The organism is Pantoea sp. At-9b, from assembly GCF_000175935.2.
Lineage (GTDB): Bacteria > Pseudomonadota > Gammaproteobacteria > Enterobacterales > Enterobacteriaceae > Pantoea.
This window is the reverse complement of record NC_014837.1, coordinates 1,554,456-1,567,892: the sequence shown is the minus strand read 5'-3', so window position 1 is coordinate 1,567,892 and position 13,437 is coordinate 1,554,456. Positions and strand designations below refer to the sequence as shown.

The window sequence follows — 13,437 nt, the reverse complement described above, 5'->3', positions numbered from 1 at the left end:
TCCTGTTTAACGCACGCGGATACCTTCAATGATCATGCGTTGCACATTATCAACGGTCTGTTCAAAGAATGCAGGATCACTCAGCGTCTGTCCGGTGATGGCCTCCACCTGTGAGGCAAAATCGGCGTAATGCTGCGTGGTTGCCCACAACAGAAAAAACAGATGTTGTGGTCGCACACCGGCCAGCCGTCCTTCATCGATCCACTGTTCAATGATCGCCGCTTTTTCGTCCACCAGCATCTTCAGGTCGCCTGCCAGTTCGCCCTTCAGCAAGGGAGCCCCCTGCAACATCTCCAGACAGAACAGACGCGACGCCTGGGGATGGTCACGTGAGACTTCCAGTTTCAGACGGATATAACGTCGGATCGCGGTCAGTGGTTCTTGATCGTGGCGCAGGGCGCGCAGCGGGGCCAGCCAGACATCCAGAATCTCCTTCAGTACCGCAATATACAGGGCTTCTTTTGAGGGATAGTAATAAAGCAGATTGGTTTTTGACACATCAGCGCGCTCGGCCACTTTATCGAGGCTGGTGCCATGAATACCGTATTGCGAAAAGAAGGTCAGCGCCGCTTCAAGTATTGCCGCCCGTTTTGCCGCGACCGCCCGCGATCGGCGTGTCGGCTTTTTTTCATCGCTTTTCACACTGTTACCTCATCCATCCTGCGTAAAAGCATCATAACAAAGGCCTCCGCTCCTGCCTAATCATGCCACTGCACCTTTTTTGACCACTGACGCATGAAAAATGTGCAGATTATTTTGACCATATGGTCCAAAACGGACCATCCAATCCAATTTATCTTACGTCTTATTTTTAACACATTGTTATCTATGGCATTTGAAAATGTGGCACAGGCTTTGCAATTTTGTGAACGAGCGCCGCCAGCAGGGAGCGAGCAGGACGCAGCGCAGCGCGTGAAACAAACCCCATTCTTTACTGAGAGGTTTCACATGAAAATTGGCGTCTTTATCCCGATTGGTAACAATGGCTGGTTGATCTCCACCCATGCCCCCCAGTACAAGCCGACATTTGAGCTGAATAAAGCGATTGTGCAGAAAGCGGAGCACTACCATTTCGACTTCGCACTGTCGATGATCAAACTGCGCGGCTTCGGTGGTAAAACCGAGTTCTGGGACCATAACCTCGAATCCTTCACCCTGATGGCCGGGCTGGCCGCGGTCACTTCGCGGATTGAGATCTACGCCACCGCCGCGACCCTGACGCTGCCACCCGCGATTGTGGCGCGCATGGCATCGACCATCGACTCCATCTCCAATGGCCGTTTTGGCGTCAATCTGGTAACCGGCTGGCAGAAGCCAGAATATGAGCAGATGGGCCTGTGGCCGGGGGATGACTACTTCGCCAGCCGTTATCAATATCTCACCGAGTACGTCACCGTGTTACGTGATTTGTGGGGCAGCGGTCAGAGCGATTTTAAAGGTGAATTTTTCACCATGAATGACTGCCGCCTGAGCCCGCAACCGCAGAAACCGATGAAGGTCATTTGCGCCGGACAAAGCGATGCCGGTATGGCGTTTTCCGCCCAGCACGCGGATTACAATTTCTGTTTCGGTAAAGGGGTCAACACCCCCACCGCCTTTGCCCCGACGGCAACACGTATGAAGCAGGCAGCCGACAAAGCGGGCCGTGAAGTCGGTTCCTACGTGCTGTTTATGATCATTGCAGCGGAAAGCGATGAAGCCGCACGCGCCAAATGGGAGCACTACAAAGCCGGAGCCGATGAAGAAGCACTGGCGTGGCTGACCACGCAAAGCCAACAGGATACGAAGTCCGGCAGTGATACCAACGTGCGTCAGATGGCCGATCCTACCTCCGCCGTCAATATCAATATGGGTACGCTGGTCGGTTCTTATGCCAACGTGGCACGAATGTTGGATGACGTTGCAGGGGTAGAAGGAACCCAGGGTGTCTTGCTGACCTTTGACGATTTCCTGCAAGGCATCGAAGAGTTTGGTCAATTTATCCAGCCGCTGATGCAGTGCCGTCATGCTTTGATTGAATCGCAGAAGGAGGTTGCCTGATGAATACCGTTGTTTGCGCCCATACCTCGACCTTACCCCAGGTGACCCTGCCTGCCCGCCCGGAAGCCATCGCCTTGCCGCCCGCGCAGAGTGCGTTAATTGTGGTGGATATGCAGAACGCTTACGCCACTGAAGGCGGCTATCTCGACCTGGCGGGTTTTGATGTTTCTGCCACCAAACCGGTGATTGCCAAAATTCACCAGGCAGTGACCGCAGCGCGTGCGGCAGGCATCCAGATCATCTGGTTCCAGAACGGCTGGGACCATCAATACGTCGAAGCGGGCGATGCCGGATCACCCAACTTTCACAAATCCAATGCGTTAAAAACCATGCGTAAGCGCCCGGAATTGCAGGGCACATTGCTGGCGAAAGGCAGCTGGGATTATGCGCTGGTGGATGAACTGGTGCCACAACCCGGCGACATCGTGTTGCCGAAACCGCGCTACAGCGGCTTTTTTAACACCCCGCTCGACAGCATGCTGCGCAGTCGCGGCATTCGCCATCTGGTGTTCACCGGCATCGCCACCAACGTCTGCGTGGAGTCAACGCTGCGCGATGGCTTCTTCCTGGAATATTTTGGCGTGGTGTTGGAAGACGCCACCTATCAGGCTGGCCCGCCCTTCGCCCAGCAGGCGGCCATCTTTAATATCGAAACGTTTTTCGGCTGGGTCAGCGATACCGAAACGTTCTGTGAAGCATTAAAAGCCTGATATCTCAATCCGTTTCACCTGCAAACAACAACGATAAGGAAGACTTCGCCATGCCTAAAAGTGTCATTATTCCGCCTGGAACCACCACGCCAATTGCCCCGTTTGTACCCGGTACCCTCGCCGATGGCGTGGTCTATGTCTCCGGCACGCTGCCGTTTGATGCGCAAAATAACGTCGTCCATGTCGGTGATGCGGCAGCTCAGGCACGTCACGTGCTGGAGACCATCAAAAAGGTGATTGAAACCGCTGGCGGTACCATGGATGACGTCACCTTCAACTCGATCTTCCTCACTGACTGGAGCAACTACGCCGCGATTAATCAGGTGTATGCCGAATATTTCCCTGGCGATAAACCGGCACGCTACTGCATTCAATGCGGCCTGGTAAAACCTGACGCGTTGGTCGAGATCGCCACCGTGGCGCATATCGGGAAACAGGAGGCGTGATGCATCTGGAGATTCAGGGATTACAGACCGAAGATGCCCCCACACTGGTGCTCTCTTCGGGTCTCGGCGGCGTGACCGGTTTCTGGCAACCGCAACTGGCGGCGCTGGGGCAACATTATCGTGTTGTCACCTACGACCAACGCGGCACCGGTCGCAGCGCCGATACGCTGCCGGAAGGCTACAGCATGGCGATGATGGCAGCCGAGCTGGCAGCCGCACTGACAGAACACGGTATCGAACATTTTGACCTGATCGGCCACGCGCTCGGCGGTTTGATTGGCCTGCAACTGGCACTGGATTATCCACAGCGCGTGGGACGCGTGGTGGTAATTAACGGCTGGTTGTCGTTGAACGCGCACACCCGTCGCTGCTTCCAGGTACGCCAGGATCTGCTGCTGAATGTCGGGGTAGAAGCCTTTGTGCGCGCTCAGCCATTGTTTCTCTACCCGGCGGAGTGGATGGCACGCAACCAGACGCGTCTGGAGCAGGAAGACACGCATCATGTGCAACATTTTCAGGGCATGGAAAACCTACTGCGCCGCCTGCACGCGCTGCAAAGCGCCGATTTTCGCCCTGATGCGGGCAAAATCACGCAACCGGTGCTGGCCATCTACAGCCAGGACGACCTGCTGGTGCCGTGGAGCTGTTCACCTGAATTGGCTGCCGCCCTGCCCAATGCCAGCCTGATTGAAATGGCCTGGGGTGGACATGCGATGAGCGTGACTGATGCAGAAAACTTCAATGCGTTGTTGTTGCAATGGCTGAGTCGCAGCCACGCGCCACAGGAGGCCAGCGATGAATACGCATGAACTCACCCCTGATTTGCCACGAGTGGAACGTCAGGCGTTTCGTGATGCCATGTCACGCCTCGGTGCCGCCGTCAATATCATTACCACCGATGGCCCCGCCGGACGGGCCGGGTTTACCGCCTCGGCGGTATGCAGCGTGACCGATACGCCGCCCACGCTGCTGGTTTGCCTCAACCGTTCCGCCTCGGTCTGGCCGGTGTTCCGTGATAACGGTTATCTGTGCGTCAACACGCTGGCCGCCGGGCATGAAGATCTCTCCACGCTGTTTGGCGGTAAAACGCCCATGGCAGACCGCTTTCTCGCCGCCCGCTGGCATACCCTTAGCAGCGGTTCACCGCTGCTGGATGGCGCACTGGTGTCGTTCGATTGCAAAGTCGCCCAAGTGGTCAGCGTCGGCACGCACGACATTCTGTTTTGTGCAGTCATGGCATTGGCGCGCAATGATGAGCCACACGGCCTGGCTTGGTTTGATCGGGGATATCAGCACCTTTTACGGCAGGAAGCCCGCTAACGCCGCCCTGCGCGGCCCGGTTCCACAGACACTCTGGAGAAGACGATGGCGAGTTCCTGGTTTCCCCGCTGGCAGAAAAAGTCAGCCTTGACTGAAAATGGGTTGATTGCACCGGACGAAACGCTGCCGCTCGGGCAGACGTTTATTCTGGGCCTGCAACATGCGGTGGCGATGTTTGGTGCAACGGTACTGATGCCGTTGTTAATGGGGCTGGACCCAAACCTGGCTATTCTGGTCTCGGGCATCGGTACCCTGCTGTTCTTTGTGGTCACCGGCGGGCGTGTACCCAGCTATCTTGGTTCCAGCGCGGCCTTTGTTGGTGTGATTATCGCTATCACCGGTTTCAACGGCCAGGGGCTTAACCCCAACCTGGCGTTGGCGCTGGGTGGCGTGATCGCCTGTGGCGCGCTGTACACGCTGATTGGTTTTGTGGTGATGAAAGCCGGCACCGGTTGGATTGAACGGCTGATGCCACCCGTAGTGACTGGAGCGGTGGTGATGGCTATCGGCCTGAACCTCGCACCCATTGCGGTACACAGCGTATCGTCATCGATGTTCGATAGCTGGATGGCGGTGATGACGGTCCTGTGCATCGGTCTGGTGGCGGTGTTTACCCGTGGCATGGTGCAACGCTTGCTGATTCTGGTCGGGCTGATTGTGGCCTGGGCAATCTACGCCTTGCTGACCAACGGTCTCGGGCTGGGCAAACCGGTCGATTTCAGCGGCGTGGCCAATGCTGCCTGGTTTGGTTTGCCACAAACCACCGCCCCGGTATTTGATATGCAGGCGATCGTGATGATTACCCCGGTAGCGATCATTCTGGTGGCGGAAAATCTCGGGCATATAAAGGCAGTGGCGGGCATGACCGGGCGCAATCTCGATCCCTGGATGGGGCGTGCTTTTGTCGGTGATGGCCTCGCCACCATGCTCTCCGGTTCACTGGGCGGCAGTGGGGTCACTACCTACGCGGAAAATATCGGCGTGATGGCCGTCACCAAAGTCTATTCAACGCTGGCGTTTGTCGCGGCGGCGCTGATTGCGCTGGTGCTGGGCTTCTCACCGAAATTTGGCGCGCTGATCCACACGATTCCCGGCCCGGTGATTGGTGGCGCGTCGATTGTGGTGTTTGGTTTGATTGCGGTGGCTGGCGCGCGCATCTGGGTGCAAAACCATGTGGATTTCAGCCAGAACAGCAACCTGATTATGGTCGCAACTACCCTGGTGTTAGGGGCCGGGGATTTCGCGCTGAAGATTGGTAGTTTTACCCTCGGCGGCATTGGCACTGCCACCTTTGGGGCCATCATTCTCAACGCGATTCTGCGCCGTCGTGGATCGGGTGTGGGTGAAAACCAGACGGCACGGCAAAACAGTTAAGGTTCCTGTAGCTCCTGCGGTGCCGCTTCTGGCACCGCCCTTTTACGTCGGATACGTAATTCACTCACGATCACCCCGCAAACAATCAACGCGCCGCCGAGCAACGCTGCCGCTGGCAGGCGTTCACCGGCAATACGACCCACCACACCGGCCCATACCGGTTCACCGGCGTAGATCACCGTAGCGCGTGTCGGAGACACGCTGCGCTGTGCCCAGTTCATGGTGACCTGAATCAAAGCGCTTGCCGCCCCCAGCCCCAGTGCACTCAACAGCAGCGGAACGCTGAGGCCAGGCAGCGATTCACCATTCGGAATCATAAAGATAAAGGCACAAGCCGAGGCGACAGCCAGCTGGATCAGGGTGACACGGCGCACATCAACCCGCCCGGCAAAGCGGCTGATCAGGATAATTTCAGCCGCAATCGCCAGCGTGCTGAGCAAGGTCGCCGTTTCTCCGGCGTTGAGCGCTAATTGCCCATCCTGCGGACCCGCGACCAGCAGCAAACCGATAAACGCCAGCAGGATACCCAGCCAGGCCATTAACCCCGGCGGGCGACGTAAAAACAGCCACTGCAACAACGGAACCACCGGCACATATAACGCCGTCAGGAATGCCGACTGGCTACTGGAGATGGTTTGCATGCCCCAGGTTTGTAAGCCGTAGCCGCCCGCAATGGCGAGGCCAATCAATGCACCAGCTTTGCATTCCAGCCAAGTGGTGTGTCGCAGGTAGCGGCGGAAGAAGAAAGCCAGCAGCAATGCCGCAGTGGCAAAGCGCAGGCCGACGAAGAAAAACGGGCCAGAGTGCGCCATCGCCCGGTGCACCACCAAAAAGGTGCCACCCCAGACCATTGTTATGAAGATCAGGACAAGTTCCTGACGCGTCAGGCGCAGGAAAAGGCGAGAAGTTGGAACAGACATAAAGCACCACCATGAGGATTCGGGCGCCATTTTCGCAGAGTCAGAGGGAATTGCAATGTCTGTCACCGCCGGGCGCACCCGGCGGCGGAGGGAGTTATGTCACAGCCGGATTATTTTTTATTGCGGCTGCGTCCCCCTTTTTCACCTGCTTCGGAAGCGCGCTGCGGGTCATTTCTGAAATTCCCACCGCTATTTTTGCCGCCTTTACGGCCTGCTTCCGCGGCTCTTTCGCGATCTTCCGCGAAATTACCTGATCCTCCACGATGTTGTGCCATCATTTCCTCCGATAGAGTTTCTCATCAGTGGTCAGGACTTTTCACATGCACGGGGTGAAAAGCAGGGTGGCACCTCTTCCGTACCACCCGTACAAAGAATAGCCCGGCACGTTACGTTTATGGCGAATATTTATACTTTGAAACACATATTCCCCTTATTTTTTAACTTAACCCGGCATTTTTCGCTATCCAACAAACGCTTAGCGGAGGATTAAGCGAAGCCGTGCTGCACGCTGTTTGATCACTGAGCGGCAGGTCACGCAGGCTCTTCTATACTTCAGATTACGTGTTCATACCCACAGGAAGGAAGAAGATGGCGAAAATTTTGGTGCTTTATTATTCCATGTACGGACATATCGAAACCATGGCGCAGGCAGTAGCGGAAGGGGCGCGTCGGGTTAGCGGGGCCGAAGTGACGATCCTGCGGGTCCCGGAAACCATGGACGCCGAGCGCTTTGCGCAAGTCGGCGGCAAAGTACAACAGGCAGCGCCGGAAGCGACGCCCGAAGATCTCCCGCAATATGATGCCATTATTCTCGGCACACCCACCCGCTTCGGTAATATGGCCGGTCAAATGCGAAACTTCCTCGATCGCACCGGCGGGTTGTGGGCATCCGGGGCGCTCTACGGCAAGATCGCCAGCGTGTTTGCCTCCACGGGCACCGGCGGCGGTCAGGAGCAAACCATCACCTCGGTCTGGACCACCCTCGCCCATCACGGCATGGTGATTGTCCCCATCGGTTACGGCACCAAAGAACTTTTCGATATCTCCCATGTGCGCGGCGGCACCCCTTATGGCGCTACCACCATTGCAGGGGGCGATGGATCGCGCCAGCCTTCTGCGGAGGAACTCGATATCGCCCGTTTCCAGGGCGAGCATGTCGCCGGCCTGGCGGTAAAACTGAAAGGATAAATCCACAACAGGAGACCTTTATGGCAACAGAACAGTCTAAAGCTCACCACGTGGGCGAATGGGCCACCCTGCGCCACACCTCGACCGAAATCGCGGAAGCGATATTTGAGGTCGCTAACTACGACGAGCGTCTGGCAGAAGAAATCTGGCGTCAGCAGGGCAGCGATGAAGTGTTATTTCGCGCCTTTGACAAGACCGATCAGGACGTCCTGACGTGGGACGACAAGACGGTCGAGCGTAAAAATATTTGAATCTCAGGCGGGCCAGTCCCGCCTTTGTCATTTTAATTGACCAAGGAGCGTTGTATGTCTTCCTATCAAAGTATCAATCCAGCCAATAACCAATTGCTGAAAACCTGGCCATCGCATGATGACGCCTCGATGCAGCAGGCGCTGGACATCGCCGATCGTCTTTACCATTCCGACTGGTGCAAAGGAGATATCCAACCGCGACTGCAGGTGCTGCAACGTCTGGCGGCGCTGATTGATGCCAACGTGGAGCAGTTGGCGACCATTGCCAGTCAGGAAATGGGTAAACTCATTGGTCAAAGCCGGGGTGAGGTAAAAATTTGTGCGCAAATCGCGCGTTATTACGCGGAGCACGCCGCTACCCTGCTCCAGCCACAAGCCTATCCGAGTGACGTCGGTGATGCCTGGCTGGAATATCATCCGATTGGGGTGATCATGGCGGTAGAGCCGTGGAACTTCCCTTATTATCAGCTAATGCGCGTGCTGGCACCTAATCTGGCGCTCGGCAACCCGGTGCTGGCGAAACACGCGCCCATTGTGCCGCACTGCGCAGATGCCTTCGAAAAACTGGTACTGGAAGCCGGTGCCCCGCAGGGTGCATGGACCAATTTATTTATCTCCAATGATCAGGTGGCCGCGTTGATCGCTGACCATCGGGTACAAGGCGTCGCGCTCACCGGTTCCGAACGGGCAGGTAGCGCAGTTGCGCAACAGGCCGGAAAACACCTGAAAAAATCGACGCTCGAGCTGGGTGGTAATGATGTGTTTGTGGTGCTGGATGATGCCGATCTCGATGAAGCCGTGCGTCAGGGAGCGCAGGCACGGCTTAGCAATTGTGGTCAGGTGTGTACTGCCGCGAAACGTTTTATTATCCATGAACGCATTGCCGAACAGTTTATGACCCGGTTCAGCGCCACGCTGCAATCGGCGGTAGCGGGCGATCCGTTGGATGAGAAAACCACCCTTGGTCCGTTATCCTCGCGCGAGGCACGCGAACGGCTGATTAAACAGGTCGATGAAGCGGTACAGCATGGCGCGCGTCTGGAGTGCGGAGGACGCCCCATCGACGGCGTGGGCTGTTATTTCCAGCCCACCATCCTCACCGGGCTGACGCCCGACAATCCGGCGTTTTATCAGGAATTTTTTGGTCCGGTGGCGCAGGTTTACGTGGTGGCCAGCGACAGTGCGGCCGTCGCGCTGGCGAACGACTCGCACTATGGTCTGGGCGGGTCGGTGTGGACGCGAGATATTGCACGCGGACGCAAAATCGCCTCACAAATTGAAACCGGGATGGTGTTTATCAATTCGCAGAGCGATACCGCCGCAGAGTTACCGTTCGGTGGGGTAAAACGTTCCGGCTATGGGCGCGAGCTGTCGGATCTCGGTCTGAAAGAGTTTGCCAATCAGAAATTGGTGGTGGTGGCAGGTTAAGCGGCATAAAAAAACCCCGCAGTCAGAGCGGGGTTTTTTATCTGCGCGTTAACACGCGCCACGATGGACCTTAATTACTGGCAGGTGCCGCGCTGGCGTCACTCTTATCTGCTTTCGCCGGGGCATCCGCTTTCGCCTTTTCCGCCGCAGCGGCATCAGCTTTCGCTTTCTCTTCCGCCGCTTTTTGCGCCGTCGCCGCCTTCTCGGCTTTCGCTTTGGCTTCAGCCGCGGCTTTATCGGCTTTCACCTTCTCGTCTGCCGCTTTGGCATCCGCGGCTTTCTGCGCAGCGGCTTTGTCGGCTGCGGCCTTATCCGCCGCAGCTTGATCGGCAGCCGCCTGATCCGCTTTTACCTGCGCATCGTCAGTGGTCGTCGCCGGTGCTGGCTGTGCGGGTTGCACCGCCGGTTCCGGTGCTGCCGGCTGTAACGGTGTGCCCTGCAAGGCGCTATTCAGCACGCTGGCGAACTGATCCCAGCTACAATAACCGTTAGCATCCGCGTCACAGCCCGCCAGTTGCAGCGTCACGCGTTTCGGTGGGTTCTTCAGGCTCAGGACATCCGCATTGCGCAGCTGATCGCTGGTCTGATAAACATATTCTACTTTCAACAAATCTTTGTTGTTCTTCGCGTCATGCCAACGCTCAAACACCACCTGGCCACCGATAGGGGTTTTCTCGTCGTTACCCGGCAGTTCATAAGGCTTCACTTGCAGCGCGCTGAGCAGCGAGGCGATGTTGGAATCATGGCCCACCATCAGCGTCACCTTCGGTGCGTTGGCTTTGTCCTGATCAATCAACTGGCTGCGGATGTAGTCCACCAACGGAGCCGCCACTTCACGTGCCACTTCCGGCGAGGCGAAAAGCGCATCCTGATAGCCGTTTTTGATCGCCGCCAGTGCTTTCCACTGTTCCGGCGTCTTGATTTGGCCCCATGCCACCTGATCCAGCGGGAAACCTTCGTAGTATTGCAGGGTAAAGGCGTCGATCAACGAGTTACCCACTTTCAGTGGGCCATTAACGTTCGGTTCTTTACCGTTGTCAGCACTGAAGGTGTTCTGCCCGCTGCTTAAATCGCACTGCTTCTTGCCGCTGCAGGCCGGTGACGATTTGTAATCAACAATTTTTTCCAGTTGCTGGTACGCCGGTTTTAACGCCAGCTTTTCGTTAGCCGCCGTCATCGCCGCGAGGGCTTTTTTGTTGAAATCGTCGCTGCCATCGGTGACCACCGGGTTAAACACCGGGTCCATCGTGCCCATGGCATCCTGATGGGTTACCGCAATGTCACAGCCCGGGAAGGCACCATTAACGAAGAACTGGGCGGTCGCCACGGTACGTTGCAGGCTGTTAGCGTAGACGAAGACATTGTTGCTGTCCGGGCAGGTGCCGTTTTCAACCAGGCCCTGCTGTGCCAGCCACTGGCGGGTGTAATTACCCATGTAGACTTCCAGCACCCCACCTTTGGTGGTGAGTTGCCCACCAGGTACATCCCACTCTGGCCAGCTTTTCTTGGTTGATTGCTCCAGCACGCTGCCGTTGTTCGCCAGCGGTGCACGCAGGTTGTGACGGCTCAGCATCAGCACCTGCTGCAGTTGCATGTCCCCTTCCGCAGCCTGCGCTGCCATGCCCATCGGTAACGCAGCGATGACTGACAACGCGCAAAGACTCAGTTTCTTGATCATTGTGCCTATTCCATAATTCATCAGTGAAACACTCTGGCATTCAAACGATTAGCTCGGCCACAGAGCGAAATGCCCCACAGTGTAACTCAGCTTGCCTGGGAAAATCGCCAGATGTTTGCAAAAACCGTGAATGGACTATAGCAGACATGGGGGCCGCCGGTGGACTGCGGCAGCAGATTGAAAAGCAACGGGATGTTTTTCGGAATCTCTGAAGTAAAAATGCAAAAAGCCCGCATCGCTGCGGGCTTCTTTAATGTGGCGGAGGAAGAGAGATTCGAACTCTCGGATGGTTTCCCATCGGCGGTTTTCAAGACCGCTGCCTTAAGCCACTCGGCCATCCCTCCGGATAAAACAGTTACTTAACTCTGAGCGAGTTAAGTGGCGGAGGAGGAGAGATTCGAACTCTCGGATGGTTTCCCATCGGCGGTTTTCAAGACCGCTGCCTTAAGCCGCTCGGCCACCCCTCCGCAATGACGCGCACTATAAACATCCCCCCGAAAGATGTAAAGCCTGTAGCGATTCATTCGCCTGAAAAACAGTCAAAAACTTTTTAATCGGCGTCATAATCGCCATTCCGCTCAGGGAAACAGCAATTTATCGCGTAAAGAAGGGTAAAACGCCTTTTCTGTCCCGGCAGCGCTGCGTATTCTCTCCGCATATTTAGTGTTCTTTCACTTTAAGGAGCGCATGATGGATAGAATTATTACCTCGTCGCAGCGACAGTCGCTAATCAGCACGCATAAAGTGCTGCGTAATACCTACTTCTTACTCGGCCTGACGCTGGCGTTCTCGGCGCTCACCGCCACGTTGAGCACCGTCTTTGCCCTGCCATCACCAGGACTGATTCTGATGCTGGTCGGCTTTTATGGTCTGATGTTTCTGACCTATCGCCTGGCAAACAGCCCGGCAGGCATTCTGGCGGCCTTTGCCTTTACCGGATTCCTGGGATACTGCTTGGGTCCGATTCTTAACTCGTTCCTGTCAGCGGGCATGGGTGACGTGATTGGCATGGCGCTGGGCGGTACGGCGCTGGTGTTCTTCTGTTGTTCGGCTTATGTGCTGACCACCCGTCGTGATATGTCGTTCCTCGGCGGGATGATGATGGCGGGCTTTGTGGTGCTGCTGGTGGCGGTGGTTGCCAACATCTTCCTGCAGTTACCGGCTCTGCATCTGGCAATCAGCGCGCTGTTTATTCTGTTCTCAGCCGGTGCCATTTTGTGGGAAACCAGTAACATCATCCACGGCGGCGAAACGAACTACATCCGCGCCACCGTCAGCCTGTATGTTTCGCTGTACAACATCTTTGTCAGCCTGCTCAGTCTGTTGGGCTTTGCCAGCCGCGACTAACCTCTGCCAGGTTGTCATGAAAACCCCGCTCCGGCGGGGTTTTGCTTTTTCTGGCTACACCGCCCTACAATACGCGCAAACTGAACCTGAGGAGTCACCGTGATTTTTGCCGGTAAAGAGATTGCCACCGATACAGAAGGCTATCTGAAAAACAGCGCCGACTGGAGCGAAGCCCTGGCGGAAGCCATCGCCGCGACCGAGGCCATCACCCTGAGTGAAGCACACTGGGAAGTGGTCCATTTTGTGCGGGCGTTTTACCTGGAATTTAATACCTCGCCAGCGATCCGTATGCTGGTCAAAGCGATGGCACAGAAATATGGTGAGGAAAAAGGTAACAGCCGCTATCTGTTCCGCCTGTTTCCGGAAGGCCCGGCGAAGCAGGCGACGAAAATTGCTGGATTACCCAAACCGGCGAAATGTCTGTGATCACCCGGTGGTAAAACGGCTGGGTGGTTCGGCGGGTTGATGCGGTTCCACCAGCACTTTTTCCACCCGCGCGCTGCGTGGACCTCCCGCCTTTAACCACGCAATCAATGCGCTAACCTGGGGTTCTTCCCCCCATGCCAGTACTTCGACGCTGCCATCACTCAGGTTACGCGCATAACCGGTTACGTTCAGCGCTTTGGCCTGCGCTTGCGTGCTGTAGCGAAAACCGACCCCCTGCACCATACCGTGCACCCAAATTTTGAAGCAGGTTGTGCTCATTATCCCCTTCCCTCACTGTTCATTGCATTT

Annotated in this window: 16 protein-coding genes and 2 tRNA genes; 11 read left to right on the top strand and 7 right to left on the bottom strand. The window is 56.3% G+C overall.

The genetic code is table 11. The annotated features are described in order from the left end of the window. Positions 1–6: 6 nt before the first annotated feature. Positions 7–642, bottom strand: a complete 636-nt coding sequence (rutR, locus tag PAT9B_RS07100; protein ID WP_013508578.1) for an HTH-type transcriptional regulator RutR — start codon at positions 640–642, stop codon at positions 7–9. Positions 643–948: 306 nt separating this feature from the next. On the opposite strand from rutR, the gene rutA reads away from it, so the two are divergent. The 6 genes from rutA to rutG are packed head-to-tail and all read left to right on the top strand — an operon-like array spanning position 949 to position 5,890. Beyond that, positions 949–2,040: a pyrimidine utilization protein A gene (rutA, locus tag PAT9B_RS07095; protein ID WP_013508577.1), complete on the top strand. Its 1,092-nt coding sequence runs from the start codon at positions 949–951 to the stop codon at positions 2,038–2,040. Further along, positions 2,040–2,750: a pyrimidine utilization protein B gene (gene rutB, locus PAT9B_RS07090; RefSeq protein WP_013508576.1), complete on the top strand. Its 711-nt coding sequence runs from the start codon at positions 2,040–2,042 to the stop codon at positions 2,748–2,750. Before rutA ends, rutB begins: the two co-directional genes overlap by 1 nt. Positions 2,751–2,800: 50 nt before the next feature. Further along, complete coding sequence (gene rutC / locus PAT9B_RS07085) at positions 2,801–3,196, top strand: pyrimidine utilization protein C (protein WP_013508575.1); 396 nt, start codon at positions 2,801–2,803, stop codon at positions 3,194–3,196. After that, on the top strand, positions 3,196–4,005 hold the full coding sequence (rutD, locus tag PAT9B_RS07080; RefSeq protein WP_013508574.1) for a pyrimidine utilization protein D: 810 nt from the start codon (positions 3,196–3,198) through the stop codon (positions 4,003–4,005). Before rutC ends, rutD begins: the two co-directional genes overlap by 1 nt. Beyond that, the gene (gene rutF / locus PAT9B_RS07075) at positions 3,992–4,516 is read left to right on the top strand and encodes an NADH-dependent FMN reductase RutF (RefSeq protein WP_013508573.1); all 525 of its coding nucleotides are present in this window, start codon (positions 3,992–3,994) and stop codon (positions 4,514–4,516) included. Before rutD ends, rutF begins: the two co-directional genes overlap by 14 nt. A gap of 45 nt (positions 4,517–4,561) precedes the next feature. Then, positions 4,562–5,890 (top strand): pyrimidine utilization transport protein G, encoded by a 1,329-nt coding sequence (gene rutG / locus PAT9B_RS07070; protein ID WP_013508572.1) that lies wholly within the window; start codon positions 4,562–4,564, stop codon positions 5,888–5,890. On the opposite strand, the gene PAT9B_RS07065 is transcribed toward rutG, so the two are convergent. Together PAT9B_RS07065 and PAT9B_RS07060 are read right to left on the bottom strand one after the other, a co-directional pair. Further along, on the bottom strand, positions 5,887–6,810 hold the full coding sequence (locus PAT9B_RS07065) for a DMT family transporter (protein ID WP_013508571.1): 924 nt from the start codon (positions 6,808–6,810) through the stop codon (positions 5,887–5,889). The two genes, rutG and PAT9B_RS07065, sit on opposite strands and share 4 nt — an antisense overlap. A 110-nt stretch (positions 6,811–6,920) precedes the next feature. Further along, complete coding sequence (locus tag PAT9B_RS07060) at positions 6,921–7,085, bottom strand: general stress protein (protein ID WP_013508570.1); 165 nt, start codon at positions 7,083–7,085, stop codon at positions 6,921–6,923. Positions 7,086–7,398: 313 nt separating this feature from the next. Between PAT9B_RS07060 and wrbA the strand changes: the two genes are divergently transcribed. The 3 genes from wrbA to PAT9B_RS07045 are packed head-to-tail and all read left to right on the top strand — an operon-like array spanning position 7,399 to position 9,677. Further along, a complete protein-coding gene (wrbA, locus tag PAT9B_RS07055) occupies positions 7,399–7,998 on the top strand; it encodes an NAD(P)H:quinone oxidoreductase (RefSeq protein ID WP_013508569.1) in 600 nt (199 codons plus the stop codon). 20 nt (positions 7,999–8,018) lie between these two features. After that, on the top strand, positions 8,019–8,249 hold the full coding sequence (locus PAT9B_RS07050; RefSeq protein WP_013508568.1) for a YccJ family protein: 231 nt from the start codon (positions 8,019–8,021) through the stop codon (positions 8,247–8,249). Between the two features lie 54 nt (positions 8,250–8,303). After that, on the top strand, positions 8,304–9,677 hold the full coding sequence (locus PAT9B_RS07045; protein WP_013508567.1) for an NAD-dependent succinate-semialdehyde dehydrogenase: 1,374 nt from the start codon (positions 8,304–8,306) through the stop codon (positions 9,675–9,677). 70 nt (positions 9,678–9,747) lie between these two features. On the opposite strand, the gene agp is transcribed toward PAT9B_RS07045, so the two are convergent. The 3 genes from agp to PAT9B_RS07030 all read right to left on the bottom strand — a co-directional run bounded on the left by agp (position 9,748) and on the right by PAT9B_RS07030 (position 11,822). Beyond that, the gene (gene agp, locus PAT9B_RS07040) at positions 9,748–11,355 is read right to left on the bottom strand and encodes a bifunctional glucose-1-phosphatase/inositol phosphatase (RefSeq protein ID WP_013508566.1); all 1,608 of its coding nucleotides are present in this window, start codon (positions 11,353–11,355) and stop codon (positions 9,748–9,750) included. A 256-nt stretch (positions 11,356–11,611) separates the two neighbouring features. Then, positions 11,612–11,699: transfer RNA gene (locus PAT9B_RS07035), tRNA-Ser, on the bottom strand. A gap of 35 nt (positions 11,700–11,734) precedes the next feature. Beyond that, positions 11,735–11,822: transfer RNA gene (locus tag PAT9B_RS07030), tRNA-Ser, on the bottom strand. 223 nt (positions 11,823–12,045) lie between these two features. Between PAT9B_RS07030 and yccA the strand changes: the two genes are divergently transcribed. Both yccA and tusE read left to right on the top strand, forming a co-directional pair. Next, positions 12,046–12,702, top strand: coding sequence for an FtsH protease modulator YccA (yccA, locus tag PAT9B_RS07025; RefSeq protein ID WP_013508565.1), 657 nt, complete (start codon positions 12,046–12,048; stop codon positions 12,700–12,702). A gap of 99 nt (positions 12,703–12,801) precedes the next feature. Beyond that, positions 12,802–13,128: a sulfurtransferase TusE gene (gene tusE, locus PAT9B_RS07020; RefSeq protein ID WP_013508564.1), complete on the top strand. Its 327-nt coding sequence runs from the start codon at positions 12,802–12,804 to the stop codon at positions 13,126–13,128. Here tusE and yccX read toward each other — a convergent pair whose 3' ends face one another. Continuing rightward, complete coding sequence (yccX, locus tag PAT9B_RS07015; RefSeq protein ID WP_013508563.1) at positions 13,129–13,407, bottom strand: acylphosphatase; 279 nt, start codon at positions 13,405–13,407, stop codon at positions 13,129–13,131. Positions 13,408–13,437 lie beyond the last annotated feature (30 nt).

What these genes read in the sequence shown, in the direction of transcription:
- rutA (WP_013508577.1), top strand. Translation starts at nt 949, where the DNA reads ATGAAAATTGGCGTCTTTATCCCGATTGGTAACAATGGCTGGTTGATC.
- rutB (WP_013508576.1), top strand. Translation starts at nt 2,040, where the DNA reads ATGAATACCGTTGTTTGCGCCCATACCTCGACCTTACCCCAGGTGACC.
- rutC (WP_013508575.1), top strand. Translation starts at nt 2,801, where the DNA reads ATGCCTAAAAGTGTCATTATTCCGCCTGGAACCACCACGCCAATTGCC.
- rutD (WP_013508574.1), top strand. Translation starts at nt 3,196, where the DNA reads ATGCATCTGGAGATTCAGGGATTACAGACCGAAGATGCCCCCACACTG.
- rutF (WP_013508573.1), top strand. Translation starts at nt 3,992, where the DNA reads ATGAATACGCATGAACTCACCCCTGATTTGCCACGAGTGGAACGTCAG.
- rutG (WP_013508572.1), top strand. Translation starts at nt 4,562, where the DNA reads ATGGCGAGTTCCTGGTTTCCCCGCTGGCAGAAAAAGTCAGCCTTGACT.
- PAT9B_RS07065 (WP_013508571.1), bottom strand. Translation starts at nt 6,810, where the DNA reads ATGTCTGTTCCAACTTCTCGCCTTTTCCTGCGCCTGACGCGTCAGGAA.
- PAT9B_RS07060 (WP_013508570.1), bottom strand. Translation starts at nt 7,085, where the DNA reads ATGGCACAACATCGTGGAGGATCAGGTAATTTCGCGGAAGATCGCGAA.
- wrbA (WP_013508569.1), top strand. Translation starts at nt 7,399, where the DNA reads ATGGCGAAAATTTTGGTGCTTTATTATTCCATGTACGGACATATCGAA.
- PAT9B_RS07050 (WP_013508568.1), top strand. Translation starts at nt 8,019, where the DNA reads ATGGCAACAGAACAGTCTAAAGCTCACCACGTGGGCGAATGGGCCACC.
- PAT9B_RS07045 (WP_013508567.1), top strand. Translation starts at nt 8,304, where the DNA reads ATGTCTTCCTATCAAAGTATCAATCCAGCCAATAACCAATTGCTGAAA.
- agp (WP_013508566.1), bottom strand. Translation starts at nt 11,355, where the DNA reads ATGATCAAGAAACTGAGTCTTTGCGCGTTGTCAGTCATCGCTGCGTTA.
- yccA (WP_013508565.1), top strand. Translation starts at nt 12,046, where the DNA reads ATGGATAGAATTATTACCTCGTCGCAGCGACAGTCGCTAATCAGCACG.
- yccX (WP_013508563.1), bottom strand. Translation starts at nt 13,407, where the DNA reads ATGAGCACAACCTGCTTCAAAATTTGGGTGCACGGTATGGTGCAGGGG.